Origin of the sequence: Rhodoferax sp. AJA081-3, assembly GCF_017798165.1 — a bacterium.
Taxonomy (GTDB): domain Bacteria; phylum Pseudomonadota; class Gammaproteobacteria; order Burkholderiales; family Burkholderiaceae_C; genus Allorhodoferax.
In genome coordinates this window covers 4017432-4033667 of record NZ_CP059068.1, presented here as the reverse complement: position 1 = coordinate 4033667, position 16236 = coordinate 4017432, and the positions used below count along the sequence as shown (strand labels likewise).

Here is a 16236-nt window from a genome sequence, read left to right as displayed (position 1 = left end):
GCTTGCCGCCATGCAACAGTCCGTCCACTACCCACTGACACAGGTTTTTCTCCGCAAGCTGCTGCCCACGTTTCTGGCCTTCGCCGCCGTTGTGGTCGGGGTGCAGTCCTTCATAGAGTACCAACGGGCACGGTCCTACATCCACGACACCCTGCAATCGCTGGCCACCACCTTTGCGCCAGGTACCGAGTTGGCCATTTGGGAATTTGACGAATCGCTGCTGAACTCCATCGTCACCGGCATAGGCGCCCACCCGGCCGTGGCACAGGTGGATGTGGTCAAGCCCGATGGCCAGGTGGTTGCGACCTGGCGCGCGCCCAACGGCATGCAGCCCAGCGCCGCGTTGGCGGTCCAGAAACCGCTGTTCCGTACCAAGAACCAGGTCAGTAGCGAGGTGGGACACCTGAACATCGCCTCCAGCGAACAGGCGGTTTACCAGCAACTGGAAGAGACACTGCGTGCCGTGGCCATTGCCGCCCTGGCGCTTTTGTCGCTGTTTGGGCTGTTGTTGTGGCAATTTGTGCGCACCCACATCGTGCGGCCGCTGGTGCAATTTTCTACCCAGGTGCGTGACCTGTCGGCCAGCGGCCAGGGGCAGGCCATACACATTGGTGACTCTCAGGTTGCCGAGATCAACACCTTGCAACAAGGCTTCAACCAGCTAATGCAAGCCCTGTCGGACAGCCACGCCGAGGTGGCCCTGCACAACGCCACGCTGGAGTCCCGCGTGTTAGAACGCACCCGCGAGGCGCAACAGGCCCGCCAACTCGCGGAGGCCGCCAACCAGAGCAAAAGCGAATTTCTGGCCAATATGAGCCACGAGATCCGCACGCCGATGAACGCCATCATCGGCATGACCGACCTGACCCTGCGCACCGAACTCCAGCCCAAACAGCGGGACTACCTGCAAAAGGTCAGCACCGCCGGACGGGGACTGTTGGGCATCCTCAATGACATCCTCGATTTCTCCAAGATCGACGCCGGCAAACTGGCCTTCGACCGCCAGGCGTTTTCCCTGCACCAGACACTGGCACAGTTGGCCGACCTGACACAGTTCAGCGTCCAGGAAAAAGGCCTGGTGCTGGCCTTTGATGTGGCGCCCGATGTGCCCGACACCTTGGTGGGTGACGAAATGCGTCTGCGCCAGGTGCTGACCAACCTGGTCAACAACGCCATCAAATTCACCCACCAGGGCGAAGTGCGGGTGGGTGTGGCCTGCGCAGAACGCTCGCCCAACGCGGTGCTGCTGGCATTTGACGTGCAAGACACCGGTATTGGTCTGAGCGCCGAACAATGCGCCAAGCTGTTCAAACCCTTTGTGCAGGGGGACTCGTCCACCACCCGCCAGTACGGCGGCACAGGTCTGGGCCTGACCATTGCGCGGCGCCTGGTCGAGATGATGGACGGAACCATCCGTGTGGACAGTGAACCCGGCCATGGCAGCCGCTTTGTTTTTACTGCGCGGCTGGGCCTGTCCGCCACACCAACTGCCCTGCCAGGGAAGCCTATTCCCCGGCCGATGGACCCGGACGACACACTTTTTGTCCAGTTGCGCGGCGCCCGGGTGCTGCTGGTGGACGACAACGAGGTCAACCAGGAATTGGGGAGCGACATCCTGACCGAAGCCGGTATACGGGTGGACCTGGCCAGCAATGGTGAACAGGCCGTGGCCAAAGTGCTGCACAACCCCTATGACGCCGTGCTGATGGACTGGCAAATGCCGGTGATGGATGGTTTTGAGGCCACGCGCCGCATCCGCGCGGAGCCAGGATTTGCCGACCTGCCCATACTGGCCATGACAGCCAACGCCATGTCCGGCGACCGGGAACGCTGCCTGGCGGTGGGCATGGACGACCATATCCCCAAACCTATTGATGTCCACCAACTGCTGTCCACGCTGGCGCGGTGGATCCAGCGCCCTGCCCTTGCGGCACATCCGGCCACTGCCATGGCCGTACCCGAAACAACGATACAAGCGATGCAAGACCTGCCACACCTTCCCGGCGTAGAACTGGGCCCCGCGCTGGAACGCCTGCGCGGTGATGTACGCCAGTACCACAAGCTGATGCTGCGGTTCGCCCAGGCCCATGCCCAAACCCCAGCGACCTTGGCCAGCCAACTGCAGGCGGGAGACTATGCCGAGGCCCAGCGTCTGGCCCACACGCTCAAAGGACTGGCGGCCAACCTCGGTGCCGCAACCTTGCGCCAGGCCGCACAGGCGCTGGAGCAGGCGCTGGAAAGACCCGACACCGCCCCCTTGGCGCAGCTGCAAGGGCAGGTACAAGACGCCTTGGACCCGCTGCTGGAAGCCGTGCAGGCCGAGCTGACCCGTTCGGCCGCCGACACGAGCGCCGCACCGCCCGATCAGGCCCCGCCGTTCAACCCGGCCCTTCTGCACCAACAGCTCCAAGCGTTGGCCCGCCTGCTGGCGCGGGACGATGCCAACGCAGGGCCCTTGGCGGAAACCATCAGCAGCACCCTCGCCAGCCACCCATGGGCGCAGGATTTCTCGGCCGTGTCGGGTCCCATCCTGCGTTATGACTTTGATGCGGCCCTTGTTGCCTTGCAGGCGCTGGCGCTGGCCTGGGGCGTGGCGCTGGAGGGCACCGCTCCATGAATGTGCTGCGCCGCCTGCGTATCGGCCCGCGGCTGGGTTTGCTGGTGCTGGTCTTTTCGGTGGGCCTGGGGGGCTACGGCATCTGGTCTTTTGCCACGCTCAACGAGGTCAAGGTGGGCGGCCCTGTTTACCAGCGCATCAACCAGAGCCAGGAACTGGTGGCCGATGTATTGCCGCCGCCGGTGCACATCATCGAGTCTTACCTGGTGTGCCTGCAAATCACCCGTGCGGTTGACAGCCTGCACCAGGGCGCACTGATCGACCGCCTGCGCCAGCTGCGTACCGAATACGCGGCGCGCCACGCCCACTGGTCTTCGGTCCCACTGGAAAGCCGGTTGGCCCATACCCTGCTGCTGCAAGCCCACACACCGGCCCTGCGTTTTTTTGATGTGGCGTTCAACCAGTACCTGCCTGCCGTGCACAGCCATGACACTGCGGGCATGGAGCAGGCCCTGGTCAAACTCACCAGCCTGTACGGCGAACACCGCGTGGCCATAGACGCCGTGGTTTCCCAGGCCAAGCAGCGCACCCAGGATGACGAAGCCTGGGCGGCCCAGCGTATTGAATCGGTCACCCGCCTGCAGTGGGCCGTGCTGGCTGCGGTGCTGGTGCTGGGGGTGGGCCTGGCCGTGCTGATACGCCTGAGCGTGATACGCCCCCTGCGCGAAGCCGTGGCCATCTCCGGCGACATTGCACAGGGCAGGCTCGACGCCATTGCCACCGAGGATTTGCACGACGAGGCCGGCCAGTTGCACAACGCCCTGTGCAGCATGGCAGACAGCCTGCGCGCATCCAACCACGCGCGCGATGTTTCAGAGGCCGCCGCGCGGCGCACCAACACCCTGCTGGAGAACCTGATCGACACCGCCAACCTGATGGTGGTGGGCCGCAACCGCCAGGGCGAAGTGACCCTGTTCAACGCCACGGCCGAGCAGGTCACCGGATACCGCCGGGATGAGGTGATTGGCCAGCGCTGGTCCACACTCGGCATTCTGGAGAGCCCGGCCGACTGGCAGCGCCTGGACCCGAACGTGGTGACACCCCACATGGTCCCTCCGGTGCAAGAGCAAGCCATACGGACCAAGGACGGGCAGCGCCGCACCATCTCCTGGCGCAACAACATGAACGACGATGCCAACTTCAGCACCTTCGCGCTGATTTCGTTTGGCCTGGACGTGACCGAGCAACTGGCCGCCGAGCAGGCCATCGTGCATGCCAAACAAATGGCTGAGGCCGCCAACCAGGCCAAGAGCGACTTTCTGGCCAATATGAGCCACGAAATCCGCACACCCATGAACGCCATCATCGGCATGACCGGCCTGGCCCTGCGCACCGACCTGAACGACAAGCAGCGCAACTACCTGGAGAAGGTCAACGCCGCGGGGCACGGCCTGCTGGGCATACTCAACGACATACTGGACTTCTCCAAGATCGAGGCCGGCAAGCTCAACTTCGAATACCACGATTTCTTCCTGGACCATGCCCTGGAGCACCTGGCCGCACTCACCGTACTCAAGGCGCAAGACAAGGGCCTGGAGTTGCTGTTTGATATCGCCCCCAACGTGCCCACCGCACTGGTGGGCGACGAGATGCGGCTCAGCCAGGTCCTGCTCAACCTGGTCAACAACGCCATCAAGTTCACCCACACGGGGGAGATCTGCGTCAAGGTGGCATGTGAAGAACCAGTGCGGCCCGGCGCGCAAGATGTGCTGCTGCGTTTTGAGGTGCGCGACACCGGCATTGGCCTGAGCGAAGAAGAAATCAGCCGCCTGTTCGCGGCCTTTGTGCAGGCCGACTCGTCCACCACCCGCAAATACGGTGGTACCGGCCTGGGTCTGAGCATCACCAAGCGCCTGGTGGGCATGATGGAAGGGCAAGTCTGGGTAGAAAGTGAACCCGGCCGGGGCAGCCGCTTCATCTTCACCGCCAAAATGGGCCTGCAGCGCAACCAACAACAAGCATCCCCGGTGCTGGCAGACCCCAAACTGCGCCACCTGCGCGTGTTGGTGGTGGACGATAACAGCGCCTCGCGCGAGATACTGTCGGACATCATCGAGTCCCTGCACATCGCGGTGCACACCGCCAGCAACGCAGACGCAGCCATTGCGCAACTGGTGGCCGCCCAGCAGCTGGGCACACCCTTCCACCTGGTCGTCATGGACTGGCACATGCCCGGTGTCGACGGTGTGGAGGCCATACGCCGCATACGGGCCAACGAAGCCATCGCCGAGACACTGGCCACGGTGATGGTGACCGCCTACAACCGCGACGAGCTGGTGGAATCGGCCCAAGGGCTGCGACTGGACGGCATTCTGGAGAAGCCGGTCACACCTTCCGGCCTGCTCAACACCATCAGCGCAGCGCTCAGCCGCACACTGCACGTCACCTCCGCCCCCCACCGGCCAACCAGTTACACCAGCATGGTGGCCCAGCTCACCGGCGCCTGTGTGCTGCTGGTGGAGGACAACGAGATCAACCAGGAGCTGGCCGCGGACATCCTGACCCAGGCCGGCCTGCGGGTGGATGTGGCCGGTGACGGCGCCCAGGCCCTGGCCATGGTGGCGCAATGCGATTACGACGCCGTGCTGATGGACTGGCAGATGCCGGTGATGGACGGTTTTGAGGCCACGCGCCGCATCCGCGCGCAGCTCCGGTTTGCCAACCTGCCGATCCTGGCCATGACGGCCAATGCTATGACCGGTGACCGCGAGAAATGCCTGGCCGTGGGCATGAACGACCACATCGCCAAACCCATTGATGTCAACGAACTGCTGAACACGCTGGTACGCTGGATCACACCACACACCCCACCTGCGGACCCGGACAGCCTGCCCACCATCCTGCTGGTTGACGATTCGCCCGACAGCATCGACCAGTTGCGCCCCCTGCTCAGCGCGCATTACCACCTCAAGGTTGCCATCAGCGGCGACAAGGCGCTCAAAATCGTTCAGTCCGACACCCCGCCGGATCTGGTGCTGTTGGAAGTATTGATGCCGGGCCTGGATGGCTACGAGGTCTGCCGCCGTATCAAGGCCAATGCGCAGAGCAGCCACATTCCGGTGATTTTTGTCACGGCCGCGGTCGACCCGTCCAACCGGGCCCAGGGACTGGACCTGGGCGCGGCGGACTACATCACCAAACCCTTCGAGACTGCCGACCTGCTGGCGCGCATTCGAGCCCAGCTGGGCTGATTCAGGGCTTGTGGTTGCTGCCCTTGAGCTTGGCCCGCGGGTGGGCCGCGTCATAGGCCTTGGCCAGGTGCTGGAAATCCAGCCGCGTATAGACCTGGGTGGTGCTGATGTTGGCGTGGCCCAGCAGCTCCTGCACGGCGCGCAAATCCCCGCTGGACTGCAACACATGGCTGGCAAACGAGTGGCGCAGCATGTGCGGGTGCACCGGCGTGGCCAGCCCCGCCTGCAGGCTGCGGCTGCGCAGGCGCTGCCAGACCGACTGGGCGGTGAGCCGTGTGCCATTACGACCAATAAACAGCGCCGCACTGGTGGTGGTCGCCTCCGGTTGTGCGGCCACAAACGCCGCACGCGCCAGCAACCAGGCTTGCAAGGCCTGCAGCGCCTGGCGGCCCACCGGCACAGCGCGCCACTTGCGGCCCTTGCCACACACATGGGCCTGGGCCGCGTCCATATCGATCCAGCCTTGGCCCTGGGCATTGCCGGCGGCGCTGGCTTGTGCGTCCAGGCCAATCAACTCGCCTACCCGCAGGCCGCTGGAGTACAACAACTCCACCATGGCGGCGTCGCGCAGCTCCAGCAACTGGCTTTCCTGCAAGCCGCCTGACGCAGTACTTATAGATGAAATGGGGCCGTAGCCCCCGTCGGTATTGACAGTGTCGCTATCATTTTTGAAGTTCACCAGTTGCACCGCCTCGTCCACACCCAGCGCCTTGGGCAGGGGTTTGGGAGCCTTGGGGGCTCGTATGTCCTGCACCGGGTTGCTGGCCACCAGGCCCTGGCGGCCCAGCCAGGTGTAGAAGCCGCGCCAGCCTGACAAGATGAGGGCAATACCCCGCCCGCTGCGCCCGCCGCTGTGCATCTGCGCCACCCAGCGGCGGATGTGGGCGTTGCGCACCTCGGTCAGTGGGACGGGGACTTGGGCGGCGTATTCTTGGAGTTTGAGCAGATCCAGCGCGTACAGCTCCACCGTTCTGGCGGCCAAGCGTTTTTCGACGCGCACATATTCGAGATAGCCTTCGACGAGCCGTTGGAGCGACAGCGGATTCTGCTCCGAGTCCTGTGCCCGCTGCGCGGGCTCCCCCTTAACCTGCGCAGAACCCGCTGTCGCTCCAACTCCCGGCTCTGCGTTGGTGGCCACGGTTTACTTCAGTCTTGAGAGCGCAGCGCTGGCCAGTTCACCTAGGCGGGCCAAAAAGTCGGTGCCCATGCCGCTGTGGAAGCGGTGGGCGTCAGGCGAGGCCAGCACCAGCATGCCAAAGGCGGGCTGCATGCCGTCGGCGGCGGAGCCACCGCGCAGCGGAATCAGCGCCAGCGAGCTGACCGTGGCAGGGTCCTGCAACCAGCTGACCGCTTCAAAGCCGGTGTTCAGGCCACAAAACGGTTCCATCAGCGACGAGGCAAACACACGGGCGTCATCGCTCACCTCGGTTGCCACTGTCAGGCCAGAAAACTCAGGCGCCACACCCCACAGGCGCATGCCCACCTGGGGCACGGAAAACTGGGTCTGGATGTCGTGTTCGATGGCGGCAGGCAGGGCATGCAAATCAGTGGTGGTCAGCAGGCTGCGCGCCCAGCGCAGCACCTTGTCCGACAGCATCACGTTTTCGCTACCGTGGCGAATCATGTCCATGATGCGGTGCTCCAGCGCCTTAATCTTTTCGCGCAGCATCTCGGCCTGGCGCTCCTGCAGGCCCACCGTGCGGTTGCTGTGCGGGCTGGTGAACTGCACTGCGGCCAGCAGCTCGGCATGGCGCAAGAAGAAGTCGGGCGTGTTGCTCAGGTAGTGGGCGATATCGTCTTCGGTGATGGGGTTGTTCATGGCGTCGTTGTGATTCATAGGTTGTCTGGGATCTCGATTTCTGCCTGGAAAACGGTGGTGGCAGGGCCGGTCATCAGCACCGGCGCAGTATCACCCGCCCAGGCGATGCTGAGCAGGCCGCCGCGGGTTTGTACCTGCACGGGGGTGTCAGCGTCCAGCAGGCCCAGGCGTATGCCTGCAACCACAGCGGCGCAGGCGCCGGAGCCGCAGGCCAGCGTCTCGCCCACGCCGCGCTCGTACACCCGCAGGCGCACGTGGCGGCGGTCTACCACCTGCAGGAAGCCCACGTTGACGCCCTGGGGGAACCGTGGGCTGGCCTGCACCTGCGGGCCCTGCACCCGCACGGGGTGGCTGTCCACATCGTCGACCAGCAGCACGGCGTGGGGGTTGCCCATGGAGACAGGTGCTAGCAAAAACGTAGCGTGTTGACCAGTATTCTCGGGGGCTAGAGGCCAATTTCCCCAATGGCCTTGTGGCTGGAAGGCAAGGCCGCTGGCATCAAACGGGATCTGGTCCAGGTCAAACACCGGCGCACCCATGTTGACGGTGACACGGCCATCCGCGGTGAGGCGGGGTTCGATGACACCCTTTTGCGTCTGCACGCGGATCACATCTTTGTTCGTCAGCCCGCGGTCATGCACAAAGCGGGCAAAACAGCGCGCGCCGTTGCCACACTGCTCCACCTCGGCGCCGTCGGCGTTGTGGATCACGTACTCGAAGTCAATGCCCGGCCCGGGCGATGGTCGCACGGTCAGGATCTGGTCGGCGCCCACGCCAAAGTGGCGATCGCCCAAGAAGCGGTAATGGGCCTTGGTGAGACCCAGGCGGCCGCGGGTTTCGTCCAGCACGACAAAATCGTTGCCGGCGCCCTGCATTTTGGTGAACGGAATGCGCATGGCGTGGATTATCAGCCCAAGGCGGCGACCCGCCCGCGGGATACCGGTGTTCTTCTATTTCGCGCACACCATCCTCGAATGGATGATACTATCGGCAATATCATGAAGATCCGCGCCCTGCTTGACACCAACATACTGGTGGCCGGTCTGTCCAGCCAATTGGTTGCCTCCTTTGTGTTGGTCCAACATGCCTTGGCGGGACGCTTTGAGATGCTCGCATCACCCGCGCTTTGGCTGGAGTATGAAGCGGTACTCAAGCGGGCCGACATACAGGCGTTTCACCAACTGTCTGACGCGGATGTGGACGACATCCTCAACGCATTGGCTGGTGTTGTTGTTCCGGTGAAGTCACACTACCTGTGGCGCCCCCAACTGCGCGACCCGAATGATGAAATGGTGCTGGAGGCAGCCGTCAACGGACAGGCATCTTGCCTGGTGACGCTCAACAAGCGCGATTTCACACCGGCGGCCAGCCGCTGGGGCCTGAAACTGATGGCCCCAGGCTTGTTTTTACAATTTTTGGAGAAGACACCATGAGCCAAGTTGCACTGCGTTTACCCGATTCGCTGCACCAATACGCCAAACAGCTGGCGGCGCGCGACGATGCATCACTCAACCAGTTCATCGTGACCGCCGTGGCCGAGAAAATTTCTGCGCTCAACACCGAGGCATTTTTCCAGGAGCGTGCAGAGCGCAGCAGCCAGAAGCGGGCCGCGACCGCGCTGGCAAAGGTTCGCAAAGTGCCGCCGGTGGATGGAGATGCGCGCTAGGGCGCCGGTGAGCACATGGTACGCCCCCATCAACGCCTGCACACGCACGCCCTACCCCTCTCTTCTGAAGTTCCGGCGCAGCGCACGGGCCTGCGGGCGGGCATCGCCACGCGCTTCCTGCAGCACGACATGGCCTTTGGTGAACTGGCCCTGGTCTGCCCCACGGGCGCCGAGCCCCACCACGCGCTGGACTGGCAGGCCGAGCGCCCCGTGCCGCTGACGCGCAATGTGCAGCGCCTGACCGCGCCCAACCCCGGCTTCATGACCGGCCCCGGCACCAACAGCTACCTGGTGGGTGATGCCCATACCGGCTTCGTCGTCATCGACCCTGGCCCGGCAGATGCCGACCACGTGCAGCGCCTGTGGCAAGCCGCGCAGCACCCGGATGGCAGTGGCGGCAATATCCAGATGATTGTGTGCACCCATTCCCACGCCGACCATTCGCCCGGTGCCAAGCCCTTGCAAGCCCTGTGCGCCACCACGCCACCGATCCTGGGCCTGCCCTCGGCACCCACGGCGCGCGCCAACAGCCACTTCGTTCCGGACCAATTGCTACAAAATAATGAGCGCATCATGCTTATTTCACGGGGGCTAGATGCCAATTCTGCTTATACACATACGCTGCAGGCCATCCACACCCCTGGCCACGCCGCCAACCATGTTTGCCTGCTGCTGGTGGAAGACGGGCTGCTGTTCTCCGGCGACCACATCCTGAACGGCAGCACAACCGTCATCGACCCGCCGGACGGCCACATGGGCGACTACCTGCAGTCGCTGGATACGCTGCTGGCGGCCTGCGAAGCACACGATGTGCAGTTCATCTTCCCGGCCCACGGCCACGTGTTGGGCGGCTCCAGCGCCGCAGCCCAGGGCGTCATCACCCACCTGAAGGCCCACCGCCTGAAACGCGAGGCCAAGATCGCCGCCGTGATGGCTGCGCACCCAGAGGGCACACTGGACGACTGGTTGCCATTGGCCTATGACGATGTAGACGCCCGCGTCTGGCCGGTGGCCAAACGTTCGCTGATGGCGCACGTGGAACACATCCGCGCCGACAACACGGCATAAGCGCCGCGCCTCACAACTCTTCTTTCGCAGCCGCGTCCCATATTTTCTGGAGGCTGCCGTCTTGCTGCATTTTTTTGAACGCTGCATTCAGGGGTTTGACCAGGGCCGCATGGCGCTTGTGCAGGTAGTGGTACATGGGCTGCACATCGAGCGCGGCCAACTCCACAACGTCGGTTACACCGGGTACCCCGTCGTCCTGCATTTTGGCCAAGGTAGCGCGCATGGTGGAAGATGTCCCCACCGCCACATCCACGTGTTTGGCGACCAGCATTTTGAACAGGGCCTGGGTAGAGTTCGGCCGCTCGCGCAGGGCCGGACCCAGCTTCACTTCAGGCACCCGTGTGCCATGCCGCGCGCCAATGTGCAAGCCCGATAGCCGCAGCGCATCCCAGTCCTTGAAGGACACCGACGTACCCCGCATGACAAATGGCGTGTAGCGGATCTCGCCAACGGGCTCCTCCAGGCGCACCAGGTTCTGGACTTCTTTTTCGCTGAGTGCGGTGCGCCCCAGCTCGGCATCGTATTGGCCCGCATCGGCATCTACCAGCGAACGGGCAATCGGGATGCGTACCACCGTGGCCTTGATGCCCAGGCGCTCATAGGCCTTGACCACCACCCGCTCCATCGGACGCACCAGTGGCTCGGCATGGGTAAAGGTCGCGATGCTGACCTCGCGCGGCATCTGCGCCGGTACCGCCGCCCCGCCCAACAGCATGGCGGTAATGGCGAGGCCGCGCAAGGCATGGGCCAGGGCCAGGGCCAGGACAATACCAGGACCGGATGGGTCACCAATGCGGGTTAGCAAGATGTTCATGGTGCCAAGGCTCCCCATAGGGTGGACGCGGTAACCCAGCATACGCAATAGCGGGCACCACGTTACGAGCGATGGTATTCGGATGTGGCAGCAGTTACCATCCCCTGCATGACCACCTTGCGCAAGCCCCCGGGCGACACAAACCCTCCCAGCACCCTGCGCCTGAAGGCAGCGCCCGGCAAGACGACCGCCGCCAAGCCCCGCCCTCCCCTGCGCCCCCCGGCAAGGCTGCCGCCATCCCCCATGCGGCCAAACCGATGCTGGACCCCACCCTATTCCCCGCCGTAGAAACGCCCGCGGCAGCCCCAAGCTCCCTGCCTCCCGCCGGCCCTGGGCCCCCAGACGGCACCGGCGCCACGCCGCCCGGCTGACCGTACAGACACCCACGCACTCCAACCAGCCAAGCGCCCCAACGCCAAGCCACGCCAGCGTCCGGTCACCGCGCTGCGCACCAGGCCACCGGCGGCTGCACAACAGCCTGACCAACCACCCAAGCCACAGCAAGCCGACACGGGCGACCGCCTGGCCAAGCGCGTGGCGGCCATGGTGCCCTGCTCGCGCAGCGAGGCCGAGCAGTACATCGAAGGCGGCTGGGTCAGCGTCAACGGTCAGGTCGTGGAGGAGCCGCAGGCCCGCATCCAGAACCAGACCGTCACCATCGACCCCAACGCCAGCCTGCTGGAACTCAACAGCATCACCATCGTGATGCACAAACCGGCCGACTGGATAGACGGCACCGAGGAATCCCTGGCCAAACTCAATCGCAATGCACGCCGCGCACCGTTTGACGATGCCCGCACGCTGCTGGTGGCGGCCAAACACATTGCCAAGGACCCATCGGGCATACGCATGCTGCAGCGGCACTTCAAAGCCCTGAGCGCGGTGGTGCCGCTGGAGAACGCAGCCAGCGGGCTGATCGTGTTCACCCAGGACTGGCGCGTGGAGCGCAAGCTGACCGACGACATGGGCTCCATGGAACACGAGGTGATTGTGGATGTGGCGGGTGAGGTGACCCCGCAGGCCCTGCACCTGCTGAACCGCACGCTGGACTCCGACGAGAGCCTGCCGCAGGCCAAGGTCAGCATCAACAGCAACACACCCGAACGCAGCAAGCTGCGTTTTGCAATCAAGGGCGCGCACCGCGGCCTGATCGCCTTCCTGTGCGAGCGTGCAAAACTGGAAATTCTGGATATGCGCCGCATCCGGCTGGGCCGCGTGGCGCTGGCCGATTTGCCGGTGGGGCAGTGGCGCTATCTGGCGCCCCATGAGAAATTCTAGGGTTCACCGCTGGGCCGCCCCAACGTGAACCGCGCCCCCTCGGGGGGCAGCGCAGTACACGCAGTGACAAGCGTGGGGTCGAAGCTCTTAGCTAGAGATGTAATGCTGCAGTTGGTTGATCGTCAGCTCATGGTCGGCAATGATGTCGTCCATGATGTCGCGGATGGAGATCATGCCCAGCACCTTGTCGCCATCGACCACTGGCAAGTGGCGGATTTTCTTCTGGCCCATCAGGGCCAGGCAATCACGGGTGCGCACGGTGGGGGCAACCGAGATCACATTGGCCGTCATGATGTCCTTGACTTTCGTGTCTTTGGATGACTTGCCAGCCAGTGCAATCTTGCGGGTGTAGTCCCGCTCAGAGAACACACCCACCAGCTTGCCATTGTCCAGCACCATCAGCGCGCCAACGTTGTGGTTGGCCAGGGATTGCAGGGCGTCAAACACGGTGTCCTGGGGGCTCAGGCTCCAGTTGACGGGGGCGCGTTTTTTCAACAAGTCGAGTATGGGTCGCATGGTGCCTCCAGCGGTGAGAACATAGCCCTAACCATACATCAAAAAAAGTGTGAAGCCCACCGATAAGCCGGATTCTGTGCACGGAAGTTTCCCTCCGTGTGACCACCATTACTCTGGGCCGCTGGTCACCCAGCGGCTCGATGCTACCTACCCGCCAACTCCGGGGGCCCCGTCAACGTTGGCCTACTTGGTATTGCTGCGCGTAGAGATTGCCCGTTTCACCCGCACTGAAGCGGCTCGTCTCTGTTGCTCTAATCCTCACCTTAGGGCCCACCACTTGCGTGCTGGGCTTGTCAGTGGACAGTGGTTAACTGCTACGCTGCCCTATGCAGTCCGGACGTTCCTCCAGTGCTTGGTTTCCCAAATTGCACCAGCGGTGGTCTGGCGGGCTTCACAGCGTGATTATCGCCGCAGGTGATATCGATATGTGCAAGCCGGTAGAACAAGTCGTTCACAATGCACCTCCCATATCCCCCATTTCGATTCCCCAACGGAGGCCATCCCCATGAAAGCCGACAACATTCTGCAGACCATTGGCAACACACCCCACGTGCGCATCAACCGCCTGTTTGGCAATACGCACACCGTCTGGATCAAGTCCGAGCGCAGCAACCCCGGCGGCTCCATCAAGGACCGTATTGCGCTGGCGATGGTGGAGGCCGCGGAACAAAGCGGCGCTCTCAAACCCGGCGCCACCATCATTGAACCCACCTCTGGCAATACCGGCGTGGGCCTGGCCATGGTGGCTGCTGTCAAAGGTTACAAGCTGATCCTGGTGATGCCCGACAGCATGTCGGTGGAACGCCGCCGCCTGATGCTGGCCTATGGCGCCACGTTTGACCTGACGCCGCGCGAGAAAGGCATGAAAGGCGCCATCGCCCGCGCCCAGGAACTGGCCGCGGCCACTCCCGACGCCTGGATTCCGCAGCAGTTTGACAACCCGGCCAACATCGATGCGCATGTGCGCACCACGGCACAGGAAATTTTGGCCGACTTCCCCAATGGCATTGACGCCCTGATCACCGGTGTGGGCACCGGCGGCCACATCAGCGGCGTGGCACTGGTGCTCAAGGCCAAATTCCCCGATCTGAAGGTCTACGCCGTGGAGCCCAGTGCATCCCCCGTGATATCCGGCGGCGCGCCCTCGCCCCACCCCATCCAGGGCATTGGCGCCGGTTTTATCCCCACCAATCTGAAGACCGAACTGCTGGACGGCGTGATCCAGGTGGAGGCCGAACCCGCCCGTGAATACGCCCGCCGCTGCGCTGCAGAGGAAGGCATTTTGGTCGGCATCTCCAGCGGTGCAACGCTGGCGGCGATTGCGCAAAAGCTGCCTGATCTGCCGGTCGGGTCTACGGTGCTGGGCTTTAACTACGACACGGGAGAACGTTACCTGTCGATTGAGGGCTTCTTGCCCGCCTAAGTCACTGGCCCCCACGTTCCGCCGCTGCGCGGGTTTCGGCCTCAAGCCACGGTATACCCACCATCCACAGCCAGCGCCTGGCCGCTGACAAAGCTGGCCGCGCCGGACAGCAAAAACAGCACGGCGGCGGCAATTTCATCGGGTTGACCAGGGCGACCGGCGGGGGACGCAGCCATTGCTGCCTGCATGGCCTCCAGGCTGCCAAAGCCGGCCAGCCCCATGGGTGTGGCAGTCGGGCCGGGGCACACCGCGTTGATGCGTATGCCCTGCTTGAAGTACTCCAGCGCGGCATTGCGCGTCAGGCCCAGGGCGGCGTGTTTGGCCATCGTATAGGGGCCGATACCGGCATAACCCACCAGGGCCGCTACTGACAAGTTGTTGACGATGGCACCGCCACCGGTGGCCAGCATGGCGGTGATCTGGTGCTTCATGCTCCAGAACACGCTGAGGGTGTTGGCGCGCAGGGCCTCCTCTACCGCCGCGGTTTCGGTCTGGTGCAGCGGCGCACCGCCGACCAAAGCACCGGCGTTGTTGAAGGCGCCGTCCAGCCGGCCAAACTGCTGCACGGTTCGGGCCACGGCCGCCTGCACGCTGGTCTCCTCTGTCACATCCAGCGTGAGGGCCAGGGCCTGTCCGCCTGCGGCCTGGATCTGGGCGGCCAACACATCACACAGCTCGCGCCGGCGTGCGCCCAGTACCACCCGCGCCCCGGCACGCCCCAATGCCAAGGCCGTGCTGGCGCCTATGCCGGACGACGCGCCGGTGACGAGGTAGGTCTTGCCGGCATGGCTGTTGCTGAAATCTTGCATGTTTACACCTGGTGCATGGTTAGAAAGAGTGGAGCTTATTGATGCAAGTAGAATCAATAAATAGCGTTACATTGGCTGATTCAGTGAAATTTATTCAGCAATACAAACATGGACGTAGACCTTGCAGAGTTGAAGTTACTGGCCTGCATTGCCCAGCACCTGAGCTTTCGGCAGGCGGCCGACGAGCTGGGGCTGTCGGCATCCGCTGTCAGCCACGCCGTACGCGGCATGGAGGCCAAGGTGGGCGTGCGCCTGTTCAACCGCACCACCCGCAGCGTGGCGCTGACGCCAGCAGGCCAGAAGCTGCTCGGGCGCATCGCCCCGGCCCTGCAGGAGATTGCTGAGGCGCTGGATGGCATTAACGCCTACCGCGATACCCCGCGCGGCCTGCTGCGCCTGAATGCACCCCGCCCGGCGGGTGAGCTGGTGCTGGCGCCGCTGGTCACGCAGTTCCTGCGCCAGCACCCCGATGTGACAGTGGAGCTGGTGCTGGACGACGGCTTGGTGGACATTGTGCAAGCCGGTTTTGACGCCGGTGTGCGCTACGGCGAGAGCCTGCAGCAGGACATGGTTGCCATTCCCATTGGCCCCCACCAGCGTTTTGTGGTCGTGGCGTCACCCGAGTTTGTGCAGCGCCATGGCCGCCCCACATCGCCCCGCGCGCTGGCCGACCTGCCCTGCATAGGCCTGCGTTTTCCCAGTGGTGTGCGTTACCGCTGGGAATTTGTGAAAGGCGCAGATGCCTTGCAGGTGGAGGTGGACGGCCCCCTGGTGCTGGGCGACGCACGCCTGATGGTGATGGCCGCGCAACAGGACCTGGGCTTTGCGTATGTGTATGCGCAATACGCCCAGAGCGCGCTGCAGGACGGCAGCCTGATCCAGGTGCTGGAGGACTGGAGCCCGGACGACCCCGGCTTCTTTCTGTACTACCCCAGCCGCCGCCTGGTGCCGGCGCCGCTGCGCGCCTTCATCGCCATGGTGCAGGCACAGCCCGCGCGCGGCCATTTATCATTGGCGCCTGCTTGATAACCACGA

14 protein-coding genes, 1 other RNA gene and 1 pseudogene are annotated in these 16236 nt (G+C 63.9%); 9 read left to right on the top strand and 7 right to left on the bottom strand.

Annotated elements, in window-relative coordinates; all coding sequences use genetic code 11:
• Positions 1-10: 10 nt before the first annotated feature.
• The gene (locus HZ993_RS18975) at positions 11-2617 is read left to right on the top strand and encodes an ATP-binding protein (RefSeq protein WP_209394272.1); all 2607 of its coding nucleotides are present in this window, start codon (positions 11-13) and stop codon (positions 2615-2617) included.
• Positions 2614-5808 (top strand): response regulator, encoded by a 3195-nt coding sequence (locus HZ993_RS18970; RefSeq protein WP_209394271.1) that lies wholly within the window; start codon positions 2614-2616, stop codon positions 5806-5808. Before HZ993_RS18975 ends, HZ993_RS18970 begins: the two co-directional genes overlap by 4 nt.
• 1 nt (position 5809) lies before the next feature.
• Here HZ993_RS18970 and xerC read toward each other — a convergent pair whose 3' ends face one another.
• From xerC to dapF, 3 genes are all read right to left on the bottom strand, one after another.
• Positions 5810-6847, bottom strand: coding sequence for a tyrosine recombinase XerC (xerC, locus tag HZ993_RS18965; protein ID WP_209398615.1), 1038 nt, complete (start codon positions 6845-6847; stop codon positions 5810-5812).
• A 102-nt stretch (positions 6848-6949) separates the two neighbouring features.
• A complete protein-coding gene (locus HZ993_RS18960; protein ID WP_245213690.1) occupies positions 6950-7645 on the bottom strand; it encodes a DUF484 family protein in 696 nt (231 codons plus the stop codon).
• A complete protein-coding gene (gene dapF, locus HZ993_RS18955; protein WP_209394270.1) occupies positions 7642-8523 on the bottom strand; it encodes a diaminopimelate epimerase in 882 nt (293 codons plus the stop codon). The genes HZ993_RS18960 and dapF overlap by 4 nt, the downstream gene beginning before the upstream one ends.
• 78 nt (positions 8524-8601) lie before the next feature.
• Here dapF and HZ993_RS18950 point away from each other — a divergent pair, with 78 nt between their 5' ends.
• The 3 genes and pseudogenes from HZ993_RS18950 to HZ993_RS18940 form a co-directional block, all read left to right on the top strand.
• A complete protein-coding gene (locus tag HZ993_RS18950; protein ID WP_209394269.1) occupies positions 8602-9060 on the top strand; it encodes a putative toxin-antitoxin system toxin component, PIN family in 459 nt (152 codons plus the stop codon).
• A complete protein-coding gene (locus HZ993_RS18945; RefSeq protein ID WP_209394268.1) occupies positions 9057-9293 on the top strand; it encodes a YlcI/YnfO family protein in 237 nt (78 codons plus the stop codon). Before HZ993_RS18950 ends, HZ993_RS18945 begins: the two co-directional genes overlap by 4 nt.
• Before the next feature lie 54 nt (positions 9294-9347).
• Positions 9348-10361: pseudogene (locus tag HZ993_RS18940) on the top strand (MBL fold metallo-hydrolase); the annotation flags it as partial.
• 10 nt (positions 10362-10371) lie between these two features.
• Here HZ993_RS18940 and HZ993_RS18935 read toward each other — a convergent pair.
• Positions 10372-11175, bottom strand: a complete 804-nt coding sequence (locus tag HZ993_RS18935) for an ABC transporter substrate-binding protein (RefSeq protein WP_209394266.1) — start codon at positions 11173-11175, stop codon at positions 10372-10374.
• A 71-nt stretch (positions 11176-11246) separates the two neighbouring features.
• Here HZ993_RS18935 and HZ993_RS18930 point away from each other — a divergent pair, with 71 nt between their 5' ends.
• Positions 11247-11546, top strand: coding sequence for a hypothetical protein (locus HZ993_RS18930; RefSeq protein ID WP_209394265.1), 300 nt, complete (start codon positions 11247-11249; stop codon positions 11544-11546).
• A 73-nt stretch (positions 11547-11619) separates the two neighbouring features.
• Positions 11620-12453 (top strand): RNA pseudouridine synthase, encoded by an 834-nt coding sequence (locus HZ993_RS18925; protein WP_371817006.1) that lies wholly within the window; start codon positions 11620-11622, stop codon positions 12451-12453.
• 87 nt (positions 12454-12540) lie between these two features.
• Here HZ993_RS18925 and HZ993_RS18920 read toward each other — a convergent pair whose 3' ends face one another.
• Both HZ993_RS18920 and rnpB read right to left on the bottom strand, forming a co-directional pair.
• The gene (locus tag HZ993_RS18920) at positions 12541-12969 is read right to left on the bottom strand and encodes a CBS domain-containing protein (protein WP_209394264.1); all 429 of its coding nucleotides are present in this window, start codon (positions 12967-12969) and stop codon (positions 12541-12543) included.
• Positions 12970-13016: 47 nt separating this feature from the next.
• An RNA gene (gene rnpB, locus HZ993_RS18915) (RNase P RNA component class A) lies at positions 13017-13362 on the bottom strand.
• A gap of 112 nt (positions 13363-13474) precedes the next feature.
• Here rnpB and cysK point away from each other — a divergent pair.
• Positions 13475-14392, top strand: coding sequence for a cysteine synthase A (cysK, locus tag HZ993_RS18910; protein WP_209394263.1), 918 nt, complete (start codon positions 13475-13477; stop codon positions 14390-14392).
• 41 nt (positions 14393-14433) lie between these two features.
• Here the strand turns inward: cysK and HZ993_RS18905 are convergent, their stop codons facing one another.
• Positions 14434-15201 carry an SDR family NAD(P)-dependent oxidoreductase gene (locus tag HZ993_RS18905; protein WP_209394262.1) on the bottom strand — a complete coding sequence of 256 codons (768 nt, stop codon included), beginning with the start codon at positions 15199-15201 and terminating at the stop codon, positions 14434-14436.
• A 108-nt stretch (positions 15202-15309) separates the two neighbouring features.
• Between HZ993_RS18905 and HZ993_RS18900 the strand changes: the two genes are divergently transcribed.
• Complete coding sequence (locus HZ993_RS18900) at positions 15310-16227, top strand: LysR family transcriptional regulator (RefSeq protein ID WP_209394261.1); 918 nt, start codon at positions 15310-15312, stop codon at positions 16225-16227.
• Positions 16228-16236: the final 9 nt, after the last annotated feature.

Coding starts and splice junctions, on each gene's coding strand:
- HZ993_RS18975 (WP_209394272.1), top strand. CDS start 11: ATGCAACAGTCCGTCCACTACCCACTGACACAGGTTTTTCTCCGCAAG.
- HZ993_RS18970 (WP_209394271.1), top strand. CDS start 2,614: ATGAATGTGCTGCGCCGCCTGCGTATCGGCCCGCGGCTGGGTTTGCTG.
- HZ993_RS18960 (WP_245213690.1), bottom strand. CDS start 7,645: ATGAATCACAACGACGCCATGAACAACCCCATCACCGAAGACGATATC.
- dapF (WP_209394270.1), bottom strand. CDS start 8,523: ATGCGCATTCCGTTCACCAAAATGCAGGGCGCCGGCAACGATTTTGTC.
- HZ993_RS18950 (WP_209394269.1), top strand. CDS start 8,602: ATGGATGATACTATCGGCAATATCATGAAGATCCGCGCCCTGCTTGAC.
- HZ993_RS18945 (WP_209394268.1), top strand. CDS start 9,057: ATGAGCCAAGTTGCACTGCGTTTACCCGATTCGCTGCACCAATACGCC.
- HZ993_RS18935 (WP_209394266.1), bottom strand. CDS start 11,175: ATGAACATCTTGCTAACCCGCATTGGTGACCCATCCGGTCCTGGTATT.
- HZ993_RS18930 (WP_209394265.1), top strand. CDS start 11,247: ATGGTATTCGGATGTGGCAGCAGTTACCATCCCCTGCATGACCACCTT.
- HZ993_RS18920 (WP_209394264.1), bottom strand. CDS start 12,969: ATGCGACCCATACTCGACTTGTTGAAAAAACGCGCCCCCGTCAACTGG.
- cysK (WP_209394263.1), top strand. CDS start 13,475: ATGAAAGCCGACAACATTCTGCAGACCATTGGCAACACACCCCACGTG.
- HZ993_RS18905 (WP_209394262.1), bottom strand. CDS start 15,201: ATGCAAGATTTCAGCAACAGCCATGCCGGCAAGACCTACCTCGTCACC.
- HZ993_RS18900 (WP_209394261.1), top strand. CDS start 15,310: ATGGACGTAGACCTTGCAGAGTTGAAGTTACTGGCCTGCATTGCCCAG.